Origin of the sequence: Paraburkholderia flagellata, assembly GCF_021390645.1 — a bacterium.
Lineage (GTDB): Bacteria > Pseudomonadota > Gammaproteobacteria > Burkholderiales > Burkholderiaceae > Paraburkholderia > Paraburkholderia flagellata.
This window is the reverse complement of the sequence record NZ_JAJEJT010000004.1, coordinates 943605-966900: the sequence shown is the minus strand read 5'-3', so window position 1 is coordinate 966900 and position 23296 is coordinate 943605. Positions and strand designations below refer to the sequence as shown.

The 23296-nt window shown below is 65.7% G+C and carries 23 protein-coding genes; 12 read left to right on the top strand and 11 right to left on the bottom strand.

Annotated elements, in window-relative coordinates; translation table 11 throughout:
• The first annotated feature begins 26 nt into the window (after positions 1-26).
• Complete coding sequence (locus L0U83_RS34965; protein WP_233888710.1) at positions 27-932, top strand: LysR family transcriptional regulator; 906 nt, start codon at positions 27-29, stop codon at positions 930-932.
• Positions 933-943: 11 nt separating this feature from the next.
• Here L0U83_RS34965 and L0U83_RS34960 read toward each other — a convergent pair whose 3' ends face one another.
• Positions 944-1843 (bottom strand): aldo/keto reductase family oxidoreductase, encoded by a 900-nt coding sequence (locus L0U83_RS34960; protein ID WP_233888708.1) that lies wholly within the window; start codon positions 1841-1843, stop codon positions 944-946.
• 156 nt (positions 1844-1999) lie between these two features.
• Here L0U83_RS34960 and L0U83_RS34955 point away from each other — a divergent pair, with 156 nt between their 5' ends.
• Positions 2000-2911, top strand: coding sequence for a LysR family transcriptional regulator (locus tag L0U83_RS34955; RefSeq protein ID WP_233888707.1), 912 nt, complete (start codon positions 2000-2002; stop codon positions 2909-2911).
• 16 nt (positions 2912-2927) lie between these two features.
• On the opposite strand, the gene L0U83_RS34950 is transcribed toward L0U83_RS34955, so the two are convergent.
• Positions 2928-3326, bottom strand: coding sequence for a GFA family protein (locus L0U83_RS34950; protein ID WP_233888706.1), 399 nt, complete (start codon positions 3324-3326; stop codon positions 2928-2930).
• A gap of 205 nt (positions 3327-3531) precedes the next feature.
• On the opposite strand from L0U83_RS34950, the gene L0U83_RS34945 reads away from it, so the two are divergent.
• From L0U83_RS34945 to L0U83_RS34935, 3 genes are read left to right on the top strand one after another with little or no spacing between them, the layout of a single operon-like run.
• Positions 3532-4092: a tetratricopeptide repeat protein gene (locus L0U83_RS34945; protein WP_233888705.1), complete on the top strand. Its 561-nt coding sequence runs from the start codon at positions 3532-3534 to the stop codon at positions 4090-4092.
• Positions 4026-4784: a tetratricopeptide repeat protein gene (locus L0U83_RS34940; protein WP_233889182.1), complete on the top strand. Its 759-nt coding sequence runs from the start codon at positions 4026-4028 to the stop codon at positions 4782-4784. The genes L0U83_RS34945 and L0U83_RS34940 overlap by 67 nt, the downstream gene beginning before the upstream one ends.
• On the top strand, positions 4744-5232 hold the full coding sequence (locus L0U83_RS34935; protein ID WP_233888704.1) for a glycosyltransferase family 9 protein: 489 nt from the start codon (positions 4744-4746) through the stop codon (positions 5230-5232). The genes L0U83_RS34940 and L0U83_RS34935 overlap by 41 nt, the downstream gene beginning before the upstream one ends.
• Positions 5233-5242: 10 nt before the next feature.
• Here the strand turns inward: L0U83_RS34935 and msrC are convergent, their stop codons facing one another.
• A complete protein-coding gene (msrC, locus tag L0U83_RS34930; RefSeq protein ID WP_233888703.1) occupies positions 5243-5740 on the bottom strand; it encodes a free L-methionine (R)-S-oxide reductase MsrC in 498 nt (165 codons plus the stop codon).
• A 246-nt stretch (positions 5741-5986) separates the two neighbouring features.
• On the opposite strand from msrC, the gene L0U83_RS34925 reads away from it, so the two are divergent.
• Both L0U83_RS34925 and L0U83_RS34920 read left to right on the top strand, forming a co-directional pair.
• Positions 5987-7066: a tartrate dehydrogenase gene (locus L0U83_RS34925; RefSeq protein WP_233888702.1), complete on the top strand. Its 1080-nt coding sequence runs from the start codon at positions 5987-5989 to the stop codon at positions 7064-7066.
• Between the two features lie 5 nt (positions 7067-7071).
• Complete coding sequence (locus L0U83_RS34920) at positions 7072-8034, top strand: LysR family transcriptional regulator (RefSeq protein ID WP_233888701.1); 963 nt, start codon at positions 7072-7074, stop codon at positions 8032-8034.
• Between the two features lie 18 nt (positions 8035-8052).
• Here L0U83_RS34920 and L0U83_RS34915 read toward each other — a convergent pair whose 3' ends face one another.
• Positions 8053-8313, bottom strand: a complete 261-nt coding sequence (locus L0U83_RS34915; protein WP_158762800.1) for a hypothetical protein — start codon at positions 8311-8313, stop codon at positions 8053-8055.
• Between the two features lie 167 nt (positions 8314-8480).
• Between L0U83_RS34915 and L0U83_RS34910 the strand changes: the two genes are divergently transcribed.
• The 3 genes from L0U83_RS34910 to L0U83_RS34900 all read left to right on the top strand — a co-directional run bounded on the left by L0U83_RS34910 (position 8481) and on the right by L0U83_RS34900 (position 11200).
• Positions 8481-9098 carry an HAD family hydrolase gene (locus L0U83_RS34910; RefSeq protein ID WP_233888699.1) on the top strand — a complete coding sequence of 206 codons (618 nt, stop codon included), beginning with the start codon at positions 8481-8483 and terminating at the stop codon, positions 9096-9098.
• 168 nt (positions 9099-9266) lie between these two features.
• The gene (locus L0U83_RS34905; RefSeq protein ID WP_233888697.1) at positions 9267-10460 is read left to right on the top strand and encodes an RNA-guided endonuclease InsQ/TnpB family protein; all 1194 of its coding nucleotides are present in this window, start codon (positions 9267-9269) and stop codon (positions 10458-10460) included.
• Positions 10461-10510: 50 nt separating this feature from the next.
• Positions 10511-11200 (top strand): DUF4410 domain-containing protein, encoded by a 690-nt coding sequence (locus L0U83_RS34900; protein ID WP_233888696.1) that lies wholly within the window; start codon positions 10511-10513, stop codon positions 11198-11200.
• Between the two features lie 13 nt (positions 11201-11213).
• On the opposite strand, the gene L0U83_RS34895 is transcribed toward L0U83_RS34900, so the two are convergent.
• The 4 genes from L0U83_RS34895 to L0U83_RS34880 form a co-directional block, all read right to left on the bottom strand.
• Entirely contained in the window at positions 11214-11918 is a 705-nt protein-coding gene (locus L0U83_RS34895; protein ID WP_233888695.1) for a glutathione S-transferase N-terminal domain-containing protein, read from the bottom strand.
• A 141-nt stretch (positions 11919-12059) separates the two neighbouring features.
• Positions 12060-12371, bottom strand: a complete 312-nt coding sequence (locus L0U83_RS34890) for a cupin domain-containing protein (protein WP_233888694.1) — start codon at positions 12369-12371, stop codon at positions 12060-12062.
• A gap of 225 nt (positions 12372-12596) precedes the next feature.
• Positions 12597-13319 (bottom strand): dienelactone hydrolase family protein, encoded by a 723-nt coding sequence (locus L0U83_RS34885; RefSeq protein WP_233888693.1) that lies wholly within the window; start codon positions 13317-13319, stop codon positions 12597-12599.
• 85 nt (positions 13320-13404) lie between these two features.
• Positions 13405-13824: a secondary thiamine-phosphate synthase enzyme YjbQ gene (locus L0U83_RS34880; protein ID WP_233888692.1), complete on the bottom strand. Its 420-nt coding sequence runs from the start codon at positions 13822-13824 to the stop codon at positions 13405-13407.
• A gap of 184 nt (positions 13825-14008) precedes the next feature.
• On the opposite strand from L0U83_RS34880, the gene nfsB reads away from it, so the two are divergent.
• Positions 14009-14659, top strand: coding sequence for an oxygen-insensitive NAD(P)H nitroreductase (gene nfsB / locus L0U83_RS34875; protein WP_233888691.1), 651 nt, complete (start codon positions 14009-14011; stop codon positions 14657-14659).
• An 88-nt stretch (positions 14660-14747) separates the two neighbouring features.
• Positions 14748-15203 (top strand): PACE efflux transporter, encoded by a 456-nt coding sequence (locus tag L0U83_RS34870; RefSeq protein WP_233888690.1) that lies wholly within the window; start codon positions 14748-14750, stop codon positions 15201-15203.
• A gap of 15 nt (positions 15204-15218) precedes the next feature.
• Here the strand turns inward: L0U83_RS34870 and L0U83_RS34865 are convergent, their stop codons facing one another.
• From L0U83_RS34865 to L0U83_RS34855, 3 genes are read right to left on the bottom strand one after another with little or no spacing between them, the layout of a single operon-like run.
• Positions 15219-16802, bottom strand: coding sequence for an efflux transporter outer membrane subunit (locus tag L0U83_RS34865; protein WP_267939688.1), 1584 nt, complete (start codon positions 16800-16802; stop codon positions 15219-15221).
• A 32-nt stretch (positions 16803-16834) separates the two neighbouring features.
• Positions 16835-20149: an efflux RND transporter permease subunit gene (locus tag L0U83_RS34860; RefSeq protein ID WP_233888689.1), complete on the bottom strand. Its 3315-nt coding sequence runs from the start codon at positions 20147-20149 to the stop codon at positions 16835-16837.
• The gene (locus L0U83_RS34855) at positions 20146-23292 is read right to left on the bottom strand and encodes an efflux RND transporter permease subunit (protein ID WP_233888688.1); all 3147 of its coding nucleotides are present in this window, start codon (positions 23290-23292) and stop codon (positions 20146-20148) included. Before L0U83_RS34855 ends, L0U83_RS34860 begins: the two co-directional genes overlap by 4 nt.
• Positions 23293-23296 lie beyond the last annotated feature (4 nt).

The following is a 23296-nucleotide window of genomic DNA, read 5'->3' as shown; positions in this document are numbered from 1 at the left end:
CGCGATAATCTTTATGCGGAGTTGTTGTGAACACGCGAGATCTGGAAGCCTTCGTAGCGGTGGTCGAAAGCGGCTCGCTCGTGCGGGCGTCGGAGAGACTGTTCCTCACGCAGCCGGGACTCACGCGCCGCGTGCAGAACCTGGAGACAACGCTCGGCATCGAGTTGCTCGACCGCCAGAGCAAGCCCCTCAAACCCACGGCCGCCGGCAACGAGGTGTACAGCCTCGCGCGCTCCGTCCTGCGCGCGGTCGACGACTTGATGTCGGTCGCCTCGCCGGAAACCGAACCTGCGGGCGAACTCAAGCTCGGCGTGCCGCCGTTTCTCTCGGAACTGGCGCTCGAGCAACCCGTCGATCAATTGCGTAGCGAGTTTCCGAGGCTGACGCTGCGTGTGAGGGCGGGCTGGTCGCCAGGGCTGCTCGACGAGGTCGAGCGCGCGCGGCTCGATGCGGCTGTCATCCTGCTGCCCGCCGCCGTTGCGCCGCCGGCGAGCGTCGTCGCGACCCAGCTCGGCTATACGCCGACCCTCGTCGTCGCGGCGCGCTCGTTCGGCTTGCCCGACGAGCCCACCACGCTCGCCGCACTCGCGCATCACCCGTGGGTGCTGAATCAGGACGGCTGCGGGATGCGCTCGGCGCTGAGCCGCGCGATGGGCATGGCGGGGCTGCCGTTCAACGTGGCAGTCGAGGCGTTCGGCTCGGAACTGCAGCTTTCGCTGATCGCGCGCGGCATGGGCGTGGGGCTCGCGGCGCCGCAGGCGCTCGCGCGCAGCCCGCTTCGCGACCAGCTGCAGATCATCGACGCGACCGACTTCCGCTCGGGCCTGAACGTGTGGCTCGTGCACGGGGCGGTGCCGGGGCGCCTCGTCCGGCCGGTCGCGCTCATTCGCGACGCGCTGGCGAGCAAACTGGAGATGGCCGAAATGGCGTGACGGCGCGGCGTTCAGGCATGCGCGGCTGCGCTGCCGCCATTGCCACGGCTGCCGATGGCGTCGAGTTCGGCGAGCACTTCGTCGTCCAGATCGAGCTGCGCTGCCGCCACGTTTTCACGCAGGTGCGAAAGCGTGGACGTGCCCGGAATCAGCAGGATGTTGGGCGAGCGCCGCAGGAGCCACGCAAGCGCGAGCGCCATCGGCGTGACTTCGAGGCGAGCGGCGATCGACGAAAGCGTCGACGATTGAATCGGCGTAAAGCCGCCGAGCGGAAAGAAGGGCACGTAGGCGATGCCCTGCGCGGCCAGTGCGTCGATCAGCGGGTCGTCGTCTCGGTGCACCAGGTTGTAGTGATTCTGCACGCACACAACAGGCACGAGGCGCTGTGCCGCCGCGATTTGCGCAGCGGTGGCGTTGGACATCCCCACATTACGCACGAGGCCGCGTTCACGCAGCCGGGCAAGCGCTTCGACCTGCTTTTCCACAGGCCCATCGGCGGGCTTGTGGACATCGCCCATGATGCGCAGGTTGACCACGTCGAGTGCTTCGAGGCCCAGATTGCGCAGGTTGTCGTGCACGGCGCGCTCGATATCGACGGGTTCCAGTGCTGGCAGCCACGCGCCCTTGTCGTCGCGCACGGCGCCGACCTTGGTGACGATCGTGAGGTTCGGCGCATACGGGTACAGCGCTTCACGGATGATCTGGTTGGTCACGTGCGGGCCGTAGAAGTCGCTCGTGTCGATGTGATCGACGCCCAGCGCAAGGGCCTCGCGCAGCACCGCGACGGCCTGCGCGCGGTCCTTCGGCGGCCCGAACACGCCGGGGCCCGCCAGTTGCATGGCGCCGTAGCCCATGCGGTTCACCTGACGGCCGGCCAGTTCATACGTGCTTGCGGGTTTGCGGTTCGGCATTGCGTGCTCCTCGGTTGACGAATGCCCGCAGTATGGGCGCGTTCGAATTGTCCGATAATCCCGTCTGATCAGAACAGGCTGTGCATGATTTCGCACAATGGGATCAAACGATGCGTTCGAACAATGTGTTCGAACAGCGCGAGGTGAACGATGCCGATGGAAATGAACGATCTGGCCGCTTTCGTTTCAGTGGCGCGCGCGGGTGGCTTTCGTGATGCGGCGCGCGTGGGCGGCGTTTCGGCGTCCAGCCTGAGTGCCGCGGTGCGCAGGCTCGAGGCGAAGCTCGGGCTGCGCCTTTTGAACCGCACTACGCGCAGCGTCGCGCCGACCGAAGCGGGGCAGCGCCTGCTCGAATCGATCACGCCGCTCTTTACTGAGATGGAAGCGGCGCTCGACGTGCTCAATGGCTACCGCGAAAAGCCCGCGGGCACGCTCAAGCTCAACGTGCCTGCGAGCGCGGCGCGCACCATTTTGCCTGGCGTGCTCGCGCCATTTCATCGCGCGTATCCCGAGATCCGCGTGGAGGTGGTGGTGGAGGACGGCTTCGTCGACGTGCTGCAGATCGGCTGCGACGCCGGTATTCGCTACGACGAGCGACTGGAGCAGGACATGATCGCGATTCCCATCGGGCCGCGCGTGGAGCGCTTTGCGACGGTCGCTTCGCCCGCGTATCTCGCGGCGCGCGGGCGGCCAGAACATCCGCGCGAGCTGCTCGGGCACGCCTGCTTGCGCGTGCAGTTCGCGGGCGGCGCGCTGCCGCTCTGGCATTTCGAGCGCGATGGCCAAGTGTTGCGGCTCGATCCGCCGACGCCGCTCGTCGTGCGTCCCGGCGCCGCGCTCGACCTGCTGATCAACATGGCGCTCGACGGCGTCGGCATTGTGTATCTTTTTGAAGAGATGTTGCTGCCGCATATTCGAACCGGCGCGCTCGTGCGCTTGCTCGACGACTGGGACGTCTCGTTTCCGGGGCCGTTTCTCTACTATCCGGGACGGCGGCACCTGCCGGCGCCGTTGCGCGCGTTCGTCGACTTCGTCAAGGAGAATGCGCAGGATGATTCGGCCTCCTGAGTAGGTGTCGAATCGTTCACGTCGCCGACTCAGGATGATGCGGCGTTTCGCCTTCATCGGTGAGCCAGGGCACGTCGTGCGAAGTCCAGATATGGAACTCGGGGCGCGCGCCGGGATCGTCGTCGAGCGTGGCGACGCGCAGGATCACATGCGGCTGCGCGGGACGCTCGGCCATGAGATGGCTGCCGCAAATCGAGCAGAAATAGCGAAACTTGCCCTCGGACGACTCATGGCGCGTGAGCCGCTCCTCGCCCGCGAGCCAGCGGAAGTCTTCGCGCATCACGCGCGCCGTGCTCGCGTAGGCGCTGCTCTGCGCCTTGCGGCAGGTCGCGCAATGGCAATGCGAAATCGGCGACGCAAGCCGGTTGGCTTCATAGCGGACGGCCCCACACAGGCAGCTTCCCTTGAACGGCATGACAACCTCGCGAACATAAGCGGATAGGGCGTCGCGCGGATCGGCTGCGACGCGAGCGGCCAGTATAAGGGCGCGTATGGGCGCGTGCGCGCGCATCAGGGCCCGCTATCCCATTTTTAAGACTTTTCCAATGTTCACGACGATGAGACGTCCGTAGATTGAGAGACTTCGCGCCGCACGCGCTTTGCCTCTCATGAAAACGCCGATGAACACGTCCCCAGCTCACACACCGTCCATAGACGCCGCCTGGCATGACGCATTGTCGGCGGACACGGCGGGCCGGCACGAGACCGCGCTTGACGCGCTCGAACGCGTGCTGGACGCCCAGCCTGCCGACGCAAGGGCCCTGGAATTGGTGGCTCGCACACTCGCCGGTGGCGCTCGGCACCGCGCGTTGCCGCCGTTCGCCACGCCCGAGGAACAGGCCGACGCGTACGCCACACTCGGCGTGTGGCTGTACCGCCGTGGACGCTTCGCAGCCGCCGGCCACGCGTACCGGCGCGTGCTGTCGATCCGCCCCGGCGACGTGCCCGCGCGCGCCAACCTGGCCCTCGCACTGATGAACGACGCCCGCGCTGACGAAGCCGAGCTTTCACGCGCGCTGGAGATCGATCCACTTCACGCCGGAGCGCTGCTCAATCAATGCTTGCTGATGTCGCGTGTAGGCCGTCTGAAACAGGCGAAACTGCGTATCTGGCGGTGCTCGCGCGGCATCCGGAGCATGTCGCGGCATGGAACAACCTGGGCCTGTTGTACAAGGAGATGAACCGCCTGCCTGACTCGGAGGCGGCGTGCCGCCGTGCCCTGGCGCTCGACGACAGCCATGCCGAAGTCCACAACAACCTCGGCAACGCGCTGTGGCAACTTGGGCGGGTCGAGGCATCGATCGAGCCGTATCAGCGCGCGCTCGCGCTGCGTCCCGATTACGCGGCGGCACGCGTGAACCTGGCGTTGCCGCTGCTGCGTCTGGGCGCTTACGAGGCGGCGTGGCCGTTGTACGAAGCGCGCCACGAACCGTCGATGGGCGAGGGCGGCGTCGCGCGCCCGCCCGTGCCCTATCCGCAGTGGCATGGCGAACCGCTCGCGGGCAAGTCGATTCTCGTGTGGTCCGAACAGGGCCTCGGCGACTGTCTGCAATTCTGTCGCTACGTGCCGATGCTCAAGGCGCTGGGCGCGGCGCAGGTAAGCATCGCCTGCGCGCCATCGCTCGCGCGGTTGTTCGAAACGCTTGCGGGCGCAGATAGCGTAATTCCGCTGAACGGCCAGGGGCGCATCGAGCGACACGACTTGGTGCCTGACCATGAGCCTGCCGCTGCGCTTTGGTACCACGGTCGCGTCGATTCCGGCGCGCGTGCCTTATCTGCATGCCCACGCGGCGCACGCCGAGGCGTGGCGCAGCCAGCTGCCCGCGGGCGCATTGAAGGTCGGCCTCGTGTGGGCCGGCAATCCGGCCGATGACAACGCGGGTTCAAACGCCATCGACCAGCGCCGCTCGCTCGACGCACGCGCGTTCATCCCGCTGCTGCGCACGCCGGGCTTGACTTTCGTGAGCCTGCAACTCGGTGCGACGACGCGGCCGCAGCTCGCCAGGATTCCCGCCGGCTTGCGCCCGTACGACCCAATGGACGATGTCCGCGATTTCGCCGATACCGCGGCGATCGTCGCGAATCTCGATCTCGTGATTACCGTGGACACGTCCATGGCGCACCTGGTCGGTGCGCTCGGCAAGCCGGCGTGGGTGCTGTCGCGCTACGCGGCGTGGCGCTGGCTCGGGGACAGGGAAGATTCGCCGTGGTATCCAACGGCGCGGCTTTTCCGCCAGAGCGAGAACGGCGCGTGGGGCGATGTCCTGCAGCGCGTGGAGCAGGCGCTTGCGGCGCTGGCCGGGCCGCACGCGCAGGCATAGGGAGCCGCGTTTAACGGCGCTTCATGCCGTATTCGATGAACGTGCGGCACAGCAATTCCATGCCTTTCGCGTCCTCTTCGTCGAAGCGAGCGAGAAGCGGGCTGTCCACGTCCCATACGCCGATCAGCTCGCCGTCCGGCGTGACGAGGGGCACGACGATTTCCGACTGCGAAGCCGAATCGCACGCAATGTGTCCCGCGAATGCGTGCACGTCGGGCACCACCTGCGTTTGCCGCGTAGCCGCTGCCGTCCCACATACACCCTTGCCGATGGGAATGCGCACGCACGCCGGTTTGCCCTGGAACGGACCGACCACGAGTTCGGTGCCGTCGAACGAATAAAAGCCCGCCCAGTTCAGGCCTTCGAGCGAATGAAACACGAGCGAAGCGAAGTTCGCTGCGTTCGCGATGACGTCGATTTCGCCTTCGATCAGCGAGCGCGCCTGCGCGGCGAGCGATGCGTAGAGGGCGGGTTTGTCGGAAGGAAGGGTGTCGGAAAGCGAGAACATAAGTCGGTCGATCAGGATATGCGCCGGTCCAGCGAAAGGCGCGGTGGAGCCAACCGAGAGTTTAGGCGAGATCGGGCATTGGCAGGAAATCGCCGGTCGCCGAATCCTTCTCGTGCATGGACCGTGGCGCGCGCTCGTGCGATTATTCACGTTTCGTGTTGAATCTATCCACGCCAGCGGGGCTGGTCGCCAGCGGGTTTTCAGGCATGCTGCCGCATCAGGACAGACAGAAACGGAGAACGCGACATGAGCAAGACATTCAGAATCGCCGCTATTGCCGGTGACGGCATTGGCCAGGAAGTGATGCCCGAGGGCGTGCGCGTCGTCGAGGCGGCGGCCGCGAAGTTCGGCCTGAAGCTCGAATTCACGCATTTCGACTGGGCAAGCTGCGACTACTACCTCGAGCACGGCAAGATGATGCCCGACGACTGGTTCGCCACGCTCAAGGGCTTCGACGCGATCTACTTCGGCGCAGTCGGCTGGCCCGACAAGGTGCCCGATCACATTTCGCTGTGGGGCTCGCTGCTGAAATTCCGCCGCGAATTCGACCAGTACGTGAACCTGCGCCCGGTGCGTCTGTTGCCCGGCGTGCCGTGTCCGCTCGCCAATCGCAAGCCCGGCGACATCGACTTTTACGTGGTGCGCGAAAACACCGAGGGCGAGTACAGCTCGGTGGGCGGCAAGATGTTCGAAGGCACCGAGCGCGAGTTCGTGCTGCAGGAGTCGGTGTTCACGCGCCAGGGCGTGGACCGCATTCTCAAGTACGCGTTCGAACTGGCGAACAATCGTGGCCGCAAAAAACTCACGGCGGCCACGAAGTCCAACGGCATCTCCATCAGCATGCCGTACTGGGACGAGCGCGTGGCGGCCATGGCGCAGTCGTACCCGGAAGTGAAGTGGGACAAGCAGCACATCGATATTCTGTGCGCGCGTTTCGTGCTGCAGCCCGATCGCTTCGACGTGGTCGTCGCATCGAACCTCTTCGGCGACATTCTTTCGGATCTCGGTCCGGCATGCACGGGCACGATTGGTCTCGCGGCTTCCGCCAACCTGAACCCCGAGCGCGCGTTTCCGTCGTTGTTCGAGCCGGTGCACGGCTCCGCACCCGACATCTTCGGCAAGAAGATCGCCAACCCCATCGCGATGATCTGGTCGGGCGCCATGATGCTCGACTTCCTCGGCAACGGCGACGCGCAATACAAGGCCGCGCACGACGCGATCATGCAGGCCATCGAAAAGGTGCTGGTGGAAGGCCCGCGCACGCCCGACATGGGTGGCAGGGCGAACACGACTGCGCTGGGTGAAGCGGTAGCCGCCGCGCTGTGACGCACATGCCGGACGCACCGAAAGCCCCCAAAGCCGTAGCGTCGCCCGAACTCGATGACTTGCGCGTGTTCTGCATGGTCGCGCGCAAGGCGAGCTTCAGCGCGGCGGCGGAAGCGCTTTCGGCGTCGCCGGCCTATGTGAGCAAGCGCGTGGGCGTGCTCGAGGCGCGTCTCGGCACGCGTCTGTTGCACCGCTCGACGCGGCGCGTCGCAATGACCGAAGCGGGCGAGCGCGTCTATGCTTCGGCCGGCAAGATCCTCGACGACGTCGAGCGGCTCGTGGATGACGTCTCCACTGCGCGGCGCATTCCGCGCGGCACGTTGCGCGTGTCGAGCAGCTTCGGCTTTGGCCGCAATTTCGTTGCGCCCGCGCTCGCGAGTCTTTCCGAGCGGTATGCGCAACTGAGCGTTCGGCTCGAACTGTTCGACCGGCTCGTCGACGTGGCGGGCGAGGGCTTCGACCTCGACGTGCGTATCGGCGACGAGATCGCCGGCCATCTGATCGCGCGGCGTCTCGCCACGAACTATCGCGTGCTATGCGCGGCGCCCGCGTATCTTGCACGGCGCGGCGCGCCACAGGAGGTCGCCGATCTCGCGGAGCATGCGTGTCTCGCGATCAAGGAGCGCGATCATCCGTTCGGCGTATGGCGCTTGAGCGCGCATGGCGAAACGGTTTCGGTGAAGGTGGCCGGGCCGCTCTCCACCAATCACGGCGAGGTGGCCGTGCAGTGGGCGCTGGCGGGGCGCGGCATCGTGCTGCGCTCGATGTGGGACGTGGCGCCCTTGCTGGAAAGCGGGCGCTTGCAGCGCGTGCTGCCCGGCGTCACGCAGCCGGCCAATGTCTGGGCCGTGTACCCGGCGCGGCTCGCGCAGTCTGCGAAAGTGCGCGTGTGCGTGAATCATCTGGAGGAAACGTTCGCGCGCATCGGCATTTCCGCGCCTGCGAACGAGGACGAGAGCGTGCGCTGACGCGGGTTGGCGGGTGCCTTACTCGCCTTCGGGGATATCGAGCGCTTTGCGCTCGCGCCGTTCTTCGTTGCCGCGCCGCGCGCGCTGGCGCTGGCGCGAAAGCACGGTGATGATCTGGCCAGTGGTGGCGTCGGCGGGAATTTCGTTGCGGATCACGTTCGCCACCATCGGCAGCCCCTTGCGCTGGCGGCGCAGCGCCTGCGCGATCGCCTGGCGGCACGCCGGCCCGTGGCAATCCCATTCGTCGCGCAATTTTCCGCAGTAACGGCAGGTGTCCATGTGCGCCAGTCTACCCAAAATCCATTGACGGTTTCGGGGCGCGATCGTCGCGCCCCGTGCTTGTGCCTGCCTGCGCCTGCTTGTGAGCCGCTTACCGCGGGCCGGCGGTATGATCGGCAGCGGACCTGGTGGGACCGCGGTTGGACATTTTGTGGCGGGAGCGGCAGATGGCGGTGATCGGCGTAGTCCTGTTCGACATGGAAGGCGTGCTGTCCCACTATGATCGTGACGCGCGTGTGGCGAGCCTCGCGGCCGCCACCGGCGCGCCGCCTGCTACCGTGCGCCACGCAATCTGGGGCTCGGGCCTCGAAGCACGCGCCGATGCGGGCGAGATCGACCCGGATGCTTATCTGCGCGCGCTCGGCGTCATGCTCGGCTGCGAGGTGGGGCGCGACGTATGGCTCGCCGCGCGACGCGCCTCGATCACGCCGAACGAGGCGGCGCTCGCACTGGCGCAGCGCGTGGCCGCCCGATGCCGCATTGCCGTGCTGACCAACAACTGCTCGCTCGTCACGCATCACCTCGATTATCTGAATCCACCCGTTGCGCGGCTTTTCGGTTCGCAGGTCTATTCGTCGGCGACGTTCGGCGCGGTCAAGCCGGCTGCGCAGACCTATCTTGGCTGCGTTGCCCAACTCGGCGCTCAACCACGGGAAACGCTTTTCATCGACGACAGCGAAGCGAACGTGACGGGCGCGCTCGACGCGGGTTTGCAGGCGTGTCACTTCGTCGAAGCCGATTCGCTCGCGCGCGACCTTACGCGGCTCGGGTTGATCGATGGTTGATCGGGATGCGCGTCAAACCTCCCCATTCATGGTCCATTCATGGGGAGGAAGGAAAGCGCGGACGCTGCAGGCGTCCTTCACAACCGTTGCGCCGTGATACGCTGAATCCATGGAAGCCTTCAGGCCTTTAAATTCGAACTTGTGCCGACCGGCGAGCAGGTGCGCAAGATGCGCCAGTTCGCAGGCGCATGCCGATTCGTCTATAACAAGGCGCTGGCGTTCCAGAAGGAAAACCACGCTGCGGCTCAGAAGTTCGTCGGCTACATCGGTATGGCGAAGCACTTGACGCAATGGCGCAATAGCGCCGATACGCCGTGGCTGAAGGATGGCCCGGTGCATACGCAGCAGCACGCGCTGAAGCATCTCGAAGTGGCCTTCAAGAACTTCTTCGCAGGCCGAGCGTCATTCCCGCAATTCAAGCGCAAGGGCCTGGGCGACAGTTTCCTGTTTCCCGACAGGAATCAGATCACGCTCGATAGCAGCAACGGCCGCATCAAGGTTCCAAAGCTGGGATGGATTCGCTATCGCAAGAGCCGCGACGTGCCCGGCGAGGTCCGCTCGGCGACCGTGTCGTTACGCGCGGGCAGGTGGTACGTTTCGATCCTCACCCGCCGCGAGGTCGGGCAGCTGGTTGCGCATGGCCCCGCCGTCGGTATCGACGTGGGTGTGGCCCGCTTCGCAACGTTGAGCGATGGCAGCTTCATTGCACCGCTGGCCAGCTTCAGGAAGCACGAGCAGCGACTTGCCAGGTATCAGCGCCGGATGGCGCGCAAGGTGAAGGGCTCGGCAAACTGGAAGAAGGCGAAGGCCAGAATCCAGCGCATTCACGCGCGCATCGCCAATGCGCGCTCGGACTTTCTGCACAAGGCCTCGAACTCGATCAGCAAAAACCACGCAATGATCGCCGTCGAGGACCTGAAAATCAGCAACATGTCGAGGTCGGCAAGAGGCACGGCGCACGCGCCCGGACGCAATGTCCGCGCGAAGTCTGGTCTGAACAAGTCGATTCTCGACCAGGGCTGGGGCGAGTTTCGCCGCCAGCTTGAATACAAAACGGCCTGGCGCGGCGGGTTCTTCGTCGCCGTCGACCCGAAAAACACGAGCCGCACGTGCCCGTGTTGCGGCCATATGTCGAAGGACAACCGGAAGACGCAGGCGCGGTTCACCTGCGTCAAATGTGGACACGAAGCGAACGCCGACCACGTTGGTGCGCTCAATGTTCTGGCGGCAGGACATGCCGCGTTTGCCTGTGGAGGGATGGTGCAGTCAGGCCGCCCGTCGAAGCAGGAACCCGCCTATGGTGCGCGAGCACCCGCAGGAATCCCCGTCCTTCCCGCGCAAGCGGCAGTCGCCTGCGACTGAGGGCGGGGAGGATGTCAACACGATAGATGGCGAACATACGGGAGCATGCGATGAAGATGCAATGGCACTGGAACCTGATTGCGACGCTCTGGCTGTGTGCGTTCGCGCCGCTTGCCTCGGCGCAAGTACTGGGCGCGCCCGCGGCGCCAGCACCTGCGCCTGGCGCGCCGCTCGTCTACGTGACGGATTTCGAACTCGATGCGGCCAACGTCAAACAGGATTCGAATCCTGTGGAGAACGCGCGCGAGCACGTGGGCGGCCTGCTGCCACGACCGCTGCTGCGCCACCGCGATCCGCAGCAGCAGGCAGATCAAGTCGTCACGAAAATGGCCGACGCGCTGGTGAATGACCTGCGCGCAAAGGGCCTCGACGCGCGCCGCCTGCCCAGTGGCGCGTCGCTGCCGGCACAGGGGTGGCTCGTGCGCGGCGTATTCTTGAGCGTGGACGAAGGCAACAGCTTGCGGCGCGCGATGGTGGGCTTCGGCTCGGGCGCAAGCCAGATCGAGCTGGCGGTGGCCGTGGACGACCTCGCCACTCAGGCACCGCAGCCGCTTTATCAGGTGATCGACAGCGAGTCGAGCCACGCGAAGCCGGGCGCTGGCGCGGCTATCGCGCTCAATCCCTATGTGGCGGCGGCCAAATTCGTGCTGGCGCGCGCCGATGACCGCAAGAACGTGGACCGCGCGGCGGCCGAAGTGGCCGACTCGGTTGCGGCGCGCGTGAGAGCGGCGCCGCAATGATGGCGCGCTTACCTCAGCTGCGCGGCGGAATGTTGAGCCCGCGCGCCACCGCCGGCCGCGCGATAAACGCCTCGAGCACGCGCGCGACATTCCTGAAATCGGCGTAACCGACGAGGTCACCGGCCTCGTAGAAGCCCACAAGGTTGCGCACCCAACCAAACGTGGCAATGTCGGCAATGGTGTATTCGTCGCCCATGATCCACTTGCGCCCATCGAGGCGCTGATCGAGCACGGCGAGCAGACGCCGCGATTCGGCGACGTAGCGGTCGCGCGGACGCTTGTCCTCGTACTCCTTGCCCGCGAATTTGTGGAAGAAGCCCACCTGGCCGAACATCGGGCCAATGCCGCCCATCTGGAACATGACCCACTGGATCGTTTCGTAGCGCGCCGCGCCTTCGCGGGCGAGGAAGCGGCCGCATTTGTCGGCGAGATAGATGAGGATCGCGCCCGACTCGAAGAGCGCGAGCGGCTTGCCGCCCGGGCCGTTCGGATCGAGGATCGCGGGAATCTTGTTGTTGGGGTTCAGCGAGAGAAATTCCGGCGACATCTGGTCGTTCGAGTCGAAGCGCACCAGATGCGGCTCGTAGGGCAGGCCGCTTTCCTCCAGCATGATCGAGACCTTGACGCCATTGGGCGTGGGCAGCGAATAGAGCTGGATGCGTTCGGGATGAAGCGCTGGCCACTTGCGGGTGATGGGAAATGCGGAAAGGTCATTCATGCGAGGTCCTTGCAGTCCTGGAAGTCCTTCAGCGCCGGGGCGCGAGCCGTGCAAGGCGCGCCACGGCCGAGGCGGGAGTGGAGTCAGGCCGCCAAGTTTAGTGGAAATGGCGCGCGCCGTCTTTTCGCCGCAAGACGCGGCTTACACGCTGCCTTCACGCTCGATCACGAGAATGCGCGCCTCGCCGCGCGGGTGCGCGACATGCTCGCAGCCCACGCCTGCGAAGAACACGTCGCCGGCTTCGAGCACCGCGACCTGTTCCGCGCCTCCTTCGCGGTAATGCATGTCGACCACGCCGTCGAGCACGGCGAACACTTCCTCGCCGTCGTTGACGTGCCATGTGTACGGCTGGTCGGTCCAGTGCAGGCGCACCGTGGTGCCGCTCATGTTGGCGATGTCGAGCGCGCCCCAGGGGCGGCTGGCAGTGAAGGATTTCGAACGGATGACTTTCATGGCGGTACGGGCTTGGGCGCGATCATGCGGCGCCGTGAAGTTGCGCTCACAGATTCGCAGGGATGGAGTGCGCGAGGCTCATCAGATTGAGCGGCGTCATAAGGTCTCCGCGAGAGCGTGAGAGGGACGAAGGCGCTGCAATGCAAATCGGCGTCGCCCGCTTGAGGCGGGGCGACGCCGATTCTACGACTGATCCGCGCGCCGGCGCGGGCCGCTGTCAGCGCTTCAGCCTGCCGCGCGTTGCGGCCACAGCGTGCGGCCCCAGAACGTCAGCGAGCGGTCCCACGCGAGTTGCGCCCAGACCGGGTCGTACTGCGTGATGGCGATGCGCGTCGGGCCCACGGCGGTCTCGTTCGCAAACGCGTGGTGAGCAAGATAGCGATGGAATTCGACGTCGACGTTGGCGTTCTTCAGCTTCGTTTCGAGTTCCGCCACGGTTTCGATGTTGAACGCCTGGTCCTGGGTCGCGAAGTGGCCGAGGATGGGCGCGGTGATCTTGCTCGCGTCGATGTAGTCGAGCGGCGGGAAGCCGTACCACACCACGGCGCCCGAAAGACCCGGGATCATGGTTGCCGCGAGCAGCGTGAGCGCGCCGCCCATGCAGTAGCCCGTCACGCCCACGCGGTCGGTGAGCGTCTTCAGATAAGTGACTGCGCCGTACACGTCCTGCGAGGCCGCGTCCGCGAAGTCGAGGCTCGTCATCAGATGGTGGGCCTCTTCCTGTTCGGCGGTGCTCTTGCCGCGATAGAGGTCGGGCACCAGCGCGAGGTAGCCCGCCTGCGCGAGGCGGTCGGCCACGCCGCGGATCTGGTCGTTCACACCCCACCACTCCTGGATCACGACGATGGCGGGCGCGCCTTCGGTCTTTTCCGGCCTGGCGAGATAACCCTGGAGCGACTGGCCGTCAGGGCGGGTGAAGGAAATCATGGAACCGGCAGACTGTTTCATTTGGGGCAACCCTCGGTGAGTCGGTTGAACGAAAGCCGTAGCATAGCGCTTGCGTACGGGTTTTGCGTGTATGCGCCTGACCAGCTCATTCGCCGATCAGATGCAGCACGATATCGCGCGTGTGCGCCGCGCGCCGATGTTCGAACACATAGATGCCCTGCCACGTGCCCAGCACGGGCTCGCCGTGCTCGACTGGAATCGAGAGCTGTGTGTGCGTGAGCGCCGTGCGCAAATGCGCGGGCATGTCGTCGGGGCCCTCGGTGTCGTGCTCGTAGCGCTGCGGATCTTCGGGTGCGAGCTGCTCGAAATAGCGTTCGAGATCGCGGCGCACCGACGGATCGGCGTTCTCCTGGATCACGAGCGACGCCGACGTGTGGCGGCAAAAGAGGGTGAGCAAGCCGGTGGCGATGCGCTGTTCGCGCACGAACGCGCGCACTTCACGGCTGATTTCGACGAGCCCGCGCGTGCGCGTGCTGACCGGCAGATGATGGATGGCCTGGCGCATGACCGGTGTTCTCCTTGCGGGCCGCGGTGCATTGCTGGCCGGCAGCCGCGGCAATTTCAACCTTCAAGCATAGCGCAGGCGCGCCTGGCGCGCAGACCGCGCCCGTGGTCAGCGCACGATGCTGGTACGATGTCGGCCTTGCCGGATACTGTCCCGGCCGACCGCACACGAAGGAGAAAACCGCTTGAACCTCACCCGTTTCGCGAAAGCACGCCACGCCACCAAGGCGTTCGATCCGGCCCGCAAGATTCCCGCCGCTGTCATCGACGAACTCAAGGAACTGATCCGCTTCAGCCCCTCGTCGGTGAACTCGCAGCCGTGGCATTTCGTGCTGGCGGAAAGCGACGCTGCACGCGCGCGAATCGCCAAAGGCATGGAAGGTTTCGCATACAACGAACCGAAGGTCACGCGCGCCTCGCACGTCGTGGTGCTGTGCGTGCGCACCGACATGGACGAAGCCCACCTCGCCGAAGTGCTCGCTCAGGAAGAAGCGGATGGCCGCTTCGCCAATGCCGAGGCGAAGGCGGGTCAGGAAAAGACGCGCTCGTTCTACGTCAACCTGCATCGCGAGCGCAACGACCTGCCCGCGTGGATGGAGAAGCAGGCGTATCTCGCGCTGGGCACGCTGCTGATCGGCGCATCGACGCTCGAAATCGACGCCTGCCCGATGGAGGGCTTCGACGCCCGTGCGCTCGACGAGGAACTGGGCCTGCGCGAGCAGGGCCTCACCGCGCTCGTGGTGATCGGCCTCGGCTACCGCGGCGCCGATGACTTCAACGCGAAGCTGCCGAAGTCGCGCTTGTCCGCGGCTTCGGTATTTACCGATCTGGGTTGATTCGCGAACGGTTTCGCCGCGCCCGCAACAAGCGCGGCGAGTGACACCGCCCGAGACCAAGCGGGAGCCGCATCAGGAGCATTTGTCCATGCAGGGTATCAAACGCCGGGTTGTGTACGTCACGTTGTTCGAAGGCATCGCGATCCTGATTACCGGCTCGAGCTTCGCCTCGCTCTCGGGCAGCGGCATGAACCGGGCGGGCGCCGCGGCGGTGTTTTCGTCGCTGATCGCGGTGGGCTGGAACTTCGTCTACAACCTGCTGTTCGAGCGCTGGGAAGCGCGCCAGACGAAACGCGGCCGCAGTGTCGCGCGCCGCGTTGCGCACGCGGTCGGCTTCGAAGGCGGGCTCGTGGTGTTTCTCGTGCCGATGATCGCGCTCACGCTGCAAGTCTCGTTGATGGAGGCGTTCGCGATGGATATTGGGCTCTCGGTGTTCTTTCTCGTCTACAACTACGTCTACAACCTGATCTTCGATGCCGTGTTCGGCCTGCCGGCCTCCGCCATGCCCGTGACTAGCGCTTCGGAAACGGAACCGCGCGCGTAACGCGGGTTCTCCCGATCAAGGACTTTGAGCCGCACCCAGCGTGCGGCTCGCCTCCACGTTCGCCGGATTGCTCGCACTCGCGGCCGGAAATGCAGCGTCGGAAGCCGGCGTCACCGCACGCGCGGGATGCTGCGCATCGTGCAGTTGCCCAGACCAGCCGCCACCCAGGTCGCCGATCAGCGAAGCCGTATCGAGGAGGCGCTGCTGCTGCACGTTGAGCGCGCTCTGCTGATTGGTCACCTGCGTGGCCAGCGCCGTGGCGACCGTCGTGTAGTCCACGGTTCCCGCCTCGTATTCGTTTTGCGCGATCTGCGCGCCGCGCGTCGCGTCGCGTACGGCGGCGTCGAGCACTTCGGCCTGCTGCGCGAGGATGCGCAGCCCGGAGAGATCGTTCTCCACCCCTTGGAACGCCGTCAGTACCGTGCCGCGATAGTTCGCCACTGCCGCGTCGTAGCTCGCGCGGGCGGCCGCCACCTGACCGCTGCGCAGGCCGCCGTCGAAGATCGTCTGGGTCGCGCTCGCGCCGAGCGACCAGACGTAGTTGCTCATGTGCAGCAGACCCGAAAGCGGCGACTGCGTGAAGCCGTCGAGCGCGGTGAGCGAGATCGACGGATAGTAGGCGGCCACCGCCACGCCGATCGCCGCGTTGGCCGACGCCATCTGGCGTTCGGCGGTCGCGATGTCGGGCCGCCGCTGCAGCAGCGTGGAGGGCACGCCGGCGGGAATGGCGGGTAGCGCGGGAAGCTGCGTGCTGTGCGGGATGTTGACGTCTTCGGGGTTGCGGCCCACGAGCACCGCGATGGCATGCTCGTTTTGCGCGCGCGCCACGCCCAGCGCAATCAGGCTCGCGCGGGCGGATTCGAGCTGCGTACGAGCGGATATCAGATCGGACGGCGGGACGGTGCCAGCCTGGTCCTGGTTGGCCACCACGCGCAGGAAGTCCGAGTACGCCTGCACGGTATGCGTGAGCAGGTCGATGTCGGCGTCGGTGATACGCAGATCGATCACGGCGTTCGCCAGCGCGATTTGTTCGGACAACGTAGCGTTCGCCAACGTGGCCTCACTCGCCTGCGCTGTGGCCGACTGTTCCTCGATCTGGCGGCGCACCTGGCCCCAGAGGTCGATGTCCCAGCTCGCGTTGCCTTCGAGCGTACCGCCGTTGACGATGCGCGCGCCGCTCGGCGTGGACGTGATGCTGCTCACGCTGCTGAGCGTGCCCGTGGAGGAGCGCTCGCGCGCAAGGGAGCCGGTAATGCCGATGGTCGGAAAAAGGCTCGCACGCGCCACGCGCACTTCGGCGAGCGCTTGCGTGTAGTTGGCGTAGCTCTGTCGCACGCTCTGGTTCGATACCTCGACGAGCGGTTCCAGTTCGTCGAGCAGCGGGTCCTGGAAGGCGGTCCACCATTCGCCTTTGGGGCCCTGGGCCGCTTCGGGCTCGGCCTGGGTCCAGCCGGGCAGCTCCTTCCAGGTGGTCGGAACGGCGACCTGGGGCCGGTGGTAATCCGGGCCGACCATGCAGCCCGAGAGCAGCAGCGCGGCGGTGAGGGGCGCGAGCGGCAGCGCGCGCGTGGCCGCGCATCCGGCGGCGGAGATCAGCATTCGCATGAGCGATGGGTCAAGGCGAGTCTTCATCATGATGCGCTCTCATCGGCCTGGCGATTCCACGGCAGGCGCGCGGCCCAGCGCGCGAGGCGTGCGCGCAGGCGGTCGAGGAACAGGTAAATCACCGGCGTGGTGTACAGCGTAAAGACCTGGCTCAGGAGCAGGCCGCCCATGACCGTCACGCCGAGCGGCTGGCGCAGCGAAGCGCCCTGGCCGATGCCGATCGCGAGCGGCAGCGCGCCGAGCACGGCTGCGAAGGTCGTCATCATGATCGGGCGCAGCCGCACCACGGCGGCCTCGTGAATCGCGCGGCGCGCCTCCATGCCTTCGTTGCGCTGCAACTGGATCGCGACGTCGACCATCATGATGCCGTTCTTCTTCACGATACCAATGAGCAGGATGATGCCGATCATCGCGATCACCGAGAACGGCGTGCCGAAGATCAGCATGGCGAGGATCGCGCCTATGCCCGCCGAGGGCAGCGTGGAGAGGATCGTGAGCGGGTGGATGGTGTTTTCGTACAGGACGCCCAGCACGATATAGACCACGGCGAGCGCGGCGACAATCAGCAGCGGCACGACGCCCATGGACTGCGCGTAGGCCTGCGCCGCGCCCGCGAACGCGCCGTGAATCGAGGCGGGCATGCCGATGTCGCGCTCGGCTTGATCGATGATGTTGCCGGCTTCGGAAAGCGAGCCGCCATTGGGCAAGTTGAACGAGATCGTGCCCGCCACTTCCGTGCCCTGGTGATTGACCTGCGTGGCCGTATGGCGCGTTTTCCAGTCCATGAGCGCCATGAGCGGCACCATGGTTTCTGCGGCCGTGCTGTCCGCGCTGCCGCTGGAACTGCCGCCCTTGCTGTTGGCAATCGCATTGTTCTGCTGGTTCGCCACCGCGTTGGCGTTGCGCTGATTGGTGGTGGCGCTCGTTGCGGTGGTCGTGGTCACGGCCGTGAAAGGCGTGACGCCCGAGATGACGCTTGACGGCATCTGCGTTTGCGCCGCGCCGCTCGCGTTGCCCGCCGCGGTGCTCAGCCAGATATCCTGGAACGACTGCGGAAACTGCCAGTATTGCGGCGCCACTTCCATCACGACGAAATACTGGTTGATCGCGTTGTAGATGGTCGAGACGGTGCGCTGGCCGAAGGCGTCGTAGAGCACGTTGTCCACCTGGTTCGGATCGAAGCCGTAGCGCTTGGCGGTCGAACGCTGCACCGTCATGTAGGCCTCCAGACCATTTTGCTGCAGGTCCGAATTCACATCCGTCATCTGCCCGCGGTGCTTGTTCAGTTCGTCCACGAGGCGCGGCACCCAGGTGAAGAGGGCGTCGGCGTCGTCGCTCGTGAGCGTGTACTGATACTCGGCCGCCGACTGTCGTCCGCCGATCTGCAGATCCTGCTGCGCCTGCATGAAAAGGCGTGCACCCGAAACGCCATTGAGTTTGGGGCGCAGGCGGTTCACGACCTCGGTGGCTGTCAGGCGCCGCTCGGCAAGCGGTTTCAGTTCGACGAACACGGTGGCCGTATTGAGCGCGCGTCCGCCCGTGAAGCCCGCCACCGACTGCACGGCGGGGTCGGCCTTCACGATGGCCTGCAGTTGCGCGAGCTTCTTCTCCATCGCGGTGAACGAAATGCTCTGGTCCGCAATGATCTGCCCGATGAGAATGCCGGTGTCCTGCTCGGGGAAGAACGTGCCGGAAAGCAGCCGCGCGAGAAACACATTGCCGACCAGCAGCGCGAACAAGATGAAGATCGTGAGCCGCGCGTGATTGAGCGCGACGTCGAGCGTGCGTGAGTAGAACTGCTTGAAGCGCTCGAACTGCGCGTCGATCCACACGGCCGCGCGCGAGGGCTTGCGGTGCAGCGCTTCGCGCTTGAGCACGTACGCGCACATGGTGGGCGTGACGGTCAGCGAGATCACGAGCGAGATGAGAATCGCGATGGAGAGCGTCATCGCGAACTCGTGAAAGAGCAGGCCCACGATGCCGGGCATGAGCAGAATGGGCAGGAACACGGCGATGAGCGAGAGGCTCATGGAGAGCACCGTGAAGCCCACTTCGCCCGCGCCCTTGAGCGCCGCTTCCTTCGGCTCCATGCCGGCCTCGACGTGGCGCACGATGTTCTCCAGCACCACCACGGCGTCGTCTACGACGAAGCCAGTGCCGATGGTGAGCGCCATGAGCGAGAGATTGTCGATGCTGTAGCCGAGCAGGTACATGGGCCCGAACGTGCCCACGATGGAAAGCGGCAGCGCCACGGCGGGAATGAGCGTGGCGCGCGGCGAGAGGAGGAACACGAACACCACGCCGATCACGAGCAGCACGGCAATGAAGAGCGTGCGCTCTGTGTCGGCCACGGAGGCGCGCACGGACTCGGAGCGGTCGATCGCCACGTCCACCTTGATCGTAGCGGGCAGCGCGGCCTCGATGGATGGCAGGCGCGCGCGGATCTGCTGCACCGTCTTCACGACGTTGCTGCCAGGCATCGGATAGACGATCACGAGCACGGCCGACTTGCCGTTGTAGAGGCCTGCGTTGCGGATGTTTTCGTTGGAATCGATGACCGAGGCCACGTCGCGCAGGAACACGGGCGAGCCGTTGCGATAGGCGATCACGACGTCGCGGAACGGCGCGGCGTTGCTGATCTGGTCGTTCGAGATCACCGTGTAGCGCTGGTTGCCCTGGTCGATATGGCCTTTCGCGCTGTTGGCATTGGCCGCGCCAATGGACGCGCGCACGTCTTCGAGCCCGATGCCGTAGCTGTTGAGCTTGCTGGGCTCCAGCTCCACGCGCACCGAGGGCAGCGCGCCGCCGCCCAGCGTGATCTGGCCCACGCCGTCCACCTGCGAGAGCTGCTGCATGATGACCGAATCGGCGGAATCGTAGAGCTGCGCCTTGGTGAGCGTTTCCGAGGTGAGCGCGAGCACCATGATCGGTGCGCTCGCGGGGTTGTACTGGCGGTAGGTCGGGTTGCTGCGCAACGTGGTGGGCAGGTCGGCGCGCGCGGCCTGGATGGCGGCTTCCACGTCGCGCGCCGCGCCGTTGATGTCGCGGTTCAGGCCGAACACGATCACGATGAGCGACGAACCCGTGTTGCTGATCGACGTGAGCTGGCTCACGTCGGCGATGGTGCCGAGGCGCCGCTCCAGCGGCTCGGCTACGGTCGACGCCATGATGTCCGGGCTCGCGCCCGCCATGTTGGCCTGCACCACGATCACCGGATAGGCGATGTTGGGCAGCGGCGCGACCGGTAGCCGGAAAAAGGCGAGCGTTCCCGAAATGAGGATCGCGATCGCGAGAAGTGACGTCGCGACTGGCCGCCGGATGAAGAGCGCCGAGAGGTTCACGGCGTGCCCTCGGGTTCGGACGGCGCGCCGCCGCCATCACCGGCTGCTGCGTCGCCTTCAGGCTTGCGCTTGCGCCCGAAGCGTTCCGCGAGCCGGTCGAAGTACAGATAGATCACGGGCGTCGTGAAGAGCGTGAGCATCTGCGAAAGCGTGAGGCCGCCGATGATCGCAAGACCCAGCGGGCGGCGCAGCTCCGAACCCGTGCCGCTGCCGAGCAGCATGGGCAGCGCGCCGAGCATGGCGGCCAGCGTGGTCATGAGAATGGGCCGGAAACGCAGCAGCGACGCCTCGAAAATGGCCTCGCGCGGCGGCTTGCCATGCACACGTTCGGCTTCGAGCGCGAAGTCCACCATCATGATGGCGTTTTTCTTGACGATGCCGATCAGGAGCACGATGCCGATGATGCCGATCACGTCCAGATCCTTGCCGGCGATCATCAGCGCGAGCAGCGCGCCAATGCCGGCCGAGGGCAGCGTCGAAAGAATCGTGACCGGGTGCACGTAGCTCTCGTAGAGCACGCCCAGCACGATATACACGGCCACGAGCGCCGCAATCAGCAGATACACCTCGCTGGAAAGCGAATCTTCGAACGCCTGCGCCGCGCCCTGGAACGATGAGGTGATCGAGGGCGGCAGGTTCACGGCGGCCTCGGCCTGGCGCACGTCGCGCACGGCGGCGGAGAGCGAAGCGCCATCGGCGAGATTGAACGAGATCGTCACCGACGGGAACTGCGCGAGGTGGCTGATCATGAGCGGCGAGCGCGTGATGCTGATCTTCGCAATGCCCTTGAGCGGCACCTGGCCTTCGCTGCTCGTCTGGCTCGGCAGATACAGGTCGCCGAGCGATTCGACCGTGGGCAGCGCCTCGGGCTTCGCCACCAGAATCACGCGGTACTGGTCCGACTGCTGGAAGATGGTCGAAACAATGCGCTGGCCCAGCGCGTCGTAGAGCGCGTTGTCGATGGTCGCCGCCGTGATGCCGTAACGCGCCGCGAGCTGGCGGTTCACCTGGACGTTCACGGAAAGGCCGTCCGTGTTGAGGTCACTCGTGACGTCGCGGATCGACGTGATCTGCTTCATGCGCGCGATGAGCGCGGGCACGTACTGGTCGAACGCGTCCTGGTTCGGCCCGCGCAGCACGAAGTTGTACTGGTTGCGCGAGACCGTCGTGTCGAGCGTGAGGTCCTGCTCGGGCTGCACGTAAAGGCGCACGCCCGGCACCTTCGCGACCGACTGCTGGATGCGCCGCCCGATCGCGTCGGCGGTTTCGGAGCGGTCGTCGTGCGGCTTCAGGTTGATGAGGAAACGCCCGTTGTTGAGCGTGTTGTTGATGCCGTCGATGCCCACGTACGAGGTGAGCGAAACCACATCGGGGTCCTTGAGAATTTCCTCGGCGAGCGCCGACTGGCGCTGCACCATCGCCTGGTAGGAGATGGAGTTGTCGGCCACGCTGATGCCTTGCAGCACGCCCACGTCCTGCACCGGAAAAAGGCCCTTGGGGATGACCACATAAAGCAGGCCGGTGAGCACGACGGTCACCACGAAGACGATGAGCGTGAGCAACTGGTGGTCGAGCACCCAGCGCAGGCCGCGCTCGTAGGCGTTGAGCGTCTTGTCGAACAGGCCCTCGCTGATGCGCTCGAAGCGGCTAGGGTGCCGATCGGCCTGAGCGCGCAGGATGCGCGCGCACATCATCGGCACGACGGTGAGCGAGACCACGGCCGAAAGCACGATGGTCACCGCGAGCGTGACCGCGAATTCGCTGAAGAGACGCCCGATCACGCCGCCCATGAAGAGCAGCGGAATCAGCACTGCGATGAGCGAAATGGTCAGCGAAAGAATCGTGAAGCCGATCTGCCCTGCGCCTTTTAGCGCCGCCTGCAAGGGTTTGTCGCCTTCTTCGAGGTAGCGCACGATGTTCTCGATCATCACGATCGAGTCGTCCACGACGAAGCCTGTGGCGATGATGAGCGCCATCAGCGAGAGATTGTCGATCGAGTAGCCGAGCTCATACATGATTGCGAGCGTGCCGATCAGCGAGACCGGCACCGAAATGCTCGGAATGATGGTGGCGGGCAGATTGCGCAGGAACACGAAGATCACGGCCACGACGAGCGCGACGGCGAGCACGAGTTCGAAGGCCGCGTCGCTCACCGATGCGCGGATCACGCCCACGCTGTTCGACACCACCGTGACCTGCATGCCCGCGGGCAGCGCTGCTTCGAGCTGCGGCAACTCGCGCATGATCTGGTTGACGGTGGCGATCACGTTCGCACCCGGCTGACGCTGCACGTTCAGCACGATGGCGGGCGCCTTGTTGTACCAGGCGCCGCGTTCCACGTCCTGCGCGGCCGTGGACACGCGCGCCACGTCGCGCATGAACACGGGCGAGCCGTTCTGATAGGCGATGACCGTGTCTTCGTAGTCCTTCGGGTCCGAAATCTGATCGTTCGAATTGATCGTGTAGTTCAGTTCGGGGCCGTCGAAGTTGCCCTTCGGGTTGCTCACGTTGACGTTGGCGAGCAGCGTGCGCAGGTCGTCGAGATTTAGGCCGTAGGCGGCGAGCTTTTGCGGGTCGGCCTCCACGCGCACGGCGGGCACGTTGCCGCCGGCGGTGGTGACGAGGCCCACGCCCGGCACTTCGGAAATCTTGGTGGCGAGCCGGTTGTTGGCCGCGTCCTGCAACTGCGTGAGCGACATCGACTTCGACGTGACCGCGAGCGTGAGGATGGGCTGGTCGGCCGGGTTCACCTTGGCGTAGGTCGGCGGCGCGGGCAGGCCGCTCGGCAGGAAGCTGTTCGCCGCATTGATGGCCTGCTGCACGTTTTGCTCTGCAACATCCAGACTCAGCGAGAGGTCGAACTGCAGTGTGATGACCGAAGCGCCCTCGGAGCTGTACGAGATCATCTGCTGCAGGCCGGGGATTTCACCCAGCTGCACTTCGAGCGGCGCCGTGACGGTGGTCGCCATCACGTTCGGGCTCGCGCCCGGATAGAAGGTCTGCACCTGGATGGTGGGGTAGTCCACCGCGGGCAGCGAGGAAACCGGCAGGAACTTCATCGCGACGAGGCCGATCAGCACCATCGCGATCATCAGGAGCGAAGTCGCGACCGGCCGCAGGATGAAGAGACGCGAAATATTCATCGGC

Bases quoted from the DNA above. Each gene is read 5' to 3' on its own strand.
- L0U83_RS34915 (WP_158762800.1), bottom strand. From the start codon at position 8,313: ATGGACACCTGCCGTTACTGCGGAAAATTGCGCGACGAATGGGATTGC.
- L0U83_RS34855 (WP_233888688.1), bottom strand. From the start codon at position 23,292: ATGAATATTTCGCGTCTCTTCATCCTGCGGCCGGTCGCGACTTCGCTC.
- L0U83_RS34865 (WP_267939688.1), bottom strand. From the start codon at position 16,802: ATGCTGATCTCCGCCGCCGGATGCGCGGCCACGCGCGCGCTGCCGCTC.
- L0U83_RS34895 (WP_233888695.1), bottom strand. From the start codon at position 11,918: ATGAATGACCTTTCCGCATTTCCCATCACCCGCAAGTGGCCAGCGCTT.
- L0U83_RS34905 (WP_233888697.1), top strand. From the start codon at position 9,267: ATGCGCCAGTTCGCAGGCGCATGCCGATTCGTCTATAACAAGGCGCTG.
- L0U83_RS34880 (WP_233888692.1), bottom strand. From the start codon at position 13,824: ATGCGCCAGGCCATCCATCATCTGCCGGTCAGCACGCGCACGCGCGGG.
- L0U83_RS34925 (WP_233888702.1), top strand. From the start codon at position 5,987: ATGAGCAAGACATTCAGAATCGCCGCTATTGCCGGTGACGGCATTGGC.
- msrC (WP_233888703.1), bottom strand. From the start codon at position 5,740: ATGTTCTCGCTTTCCGACACCCTTCCTTCCGACAAACCCGCCCTCTAC.
- L0U83_RS34910 (WP_233888699.1), top strand. From the start codon at position 8,481: ATGGCGGTGATCGGCGTAGTCCTGTTCGACATGGAAGGCGTGCTGTCC.
- L0U83_RS34900 (WP_233888696.1), top strand. From the start codon at position 10,511: ATGAAGATGCAATGGCACTGGAACCTGATTGCGACGCTCTGGCTGTGT.
- L0U83_RS34870 (WP_233888690.1), top strand. From the start codon at position 14,748: ATGCAGGGTATCAAACGCCGGGTTGTGTACGTCACGTTGTTCGAAGGC.
- L0U83_RS34945 (WP_233888705.1), top strand. From the start codon at position 3,532: ATGAACACGTCCCCAGCTCACACACCGTCCATAGACGCCGCCTGGCAT.
- L0U83_RS34885 (WP_233888693.1), bottom strand. From the start codon at position 13,319: ATGAAACAGTCTGCCGGTTCCATGATTTCCTTCACCCGCCCTGACGGC.
- L0U83_RS34920 (WP_233888701.1), top strand. From the start codon at position 7,072: ATGCCGGACGCACCGAAAGCCCCCAAAGCCGTAGCGTCGCCCGAACTC.
- L0U83_RS34955 (WP_233888707.1), top strand. From the start codon at position 2,000: ATGGAAATGAACGATCTGGCCGCTTTCGTTTCAGTGGCGCGCGCGGGT.
- L0U83_RS34960 (WP_233888708.1), bottom strand. From the start codon at position 1,843: ATGCCGAACCGCAAACCCGCAAGCACGTATGAACTGGCCGGCCGTCAG.
- L0U83_RS34890 (WP_233888694.1), bottom strand. From the start codon at position 12,371: ATGAAAGTCATCCGTTCGAAATCCTTCACTGCCAGCCGCCCCTGGGGC.
- L0U83_RS34950 (WP_233888706.1), bottom strand. From the start codon at position 3,326: ATGCCGTTCAAGGGAAGCTGCCTGTGTGGGGCCGTCCGCTATGAAGCC.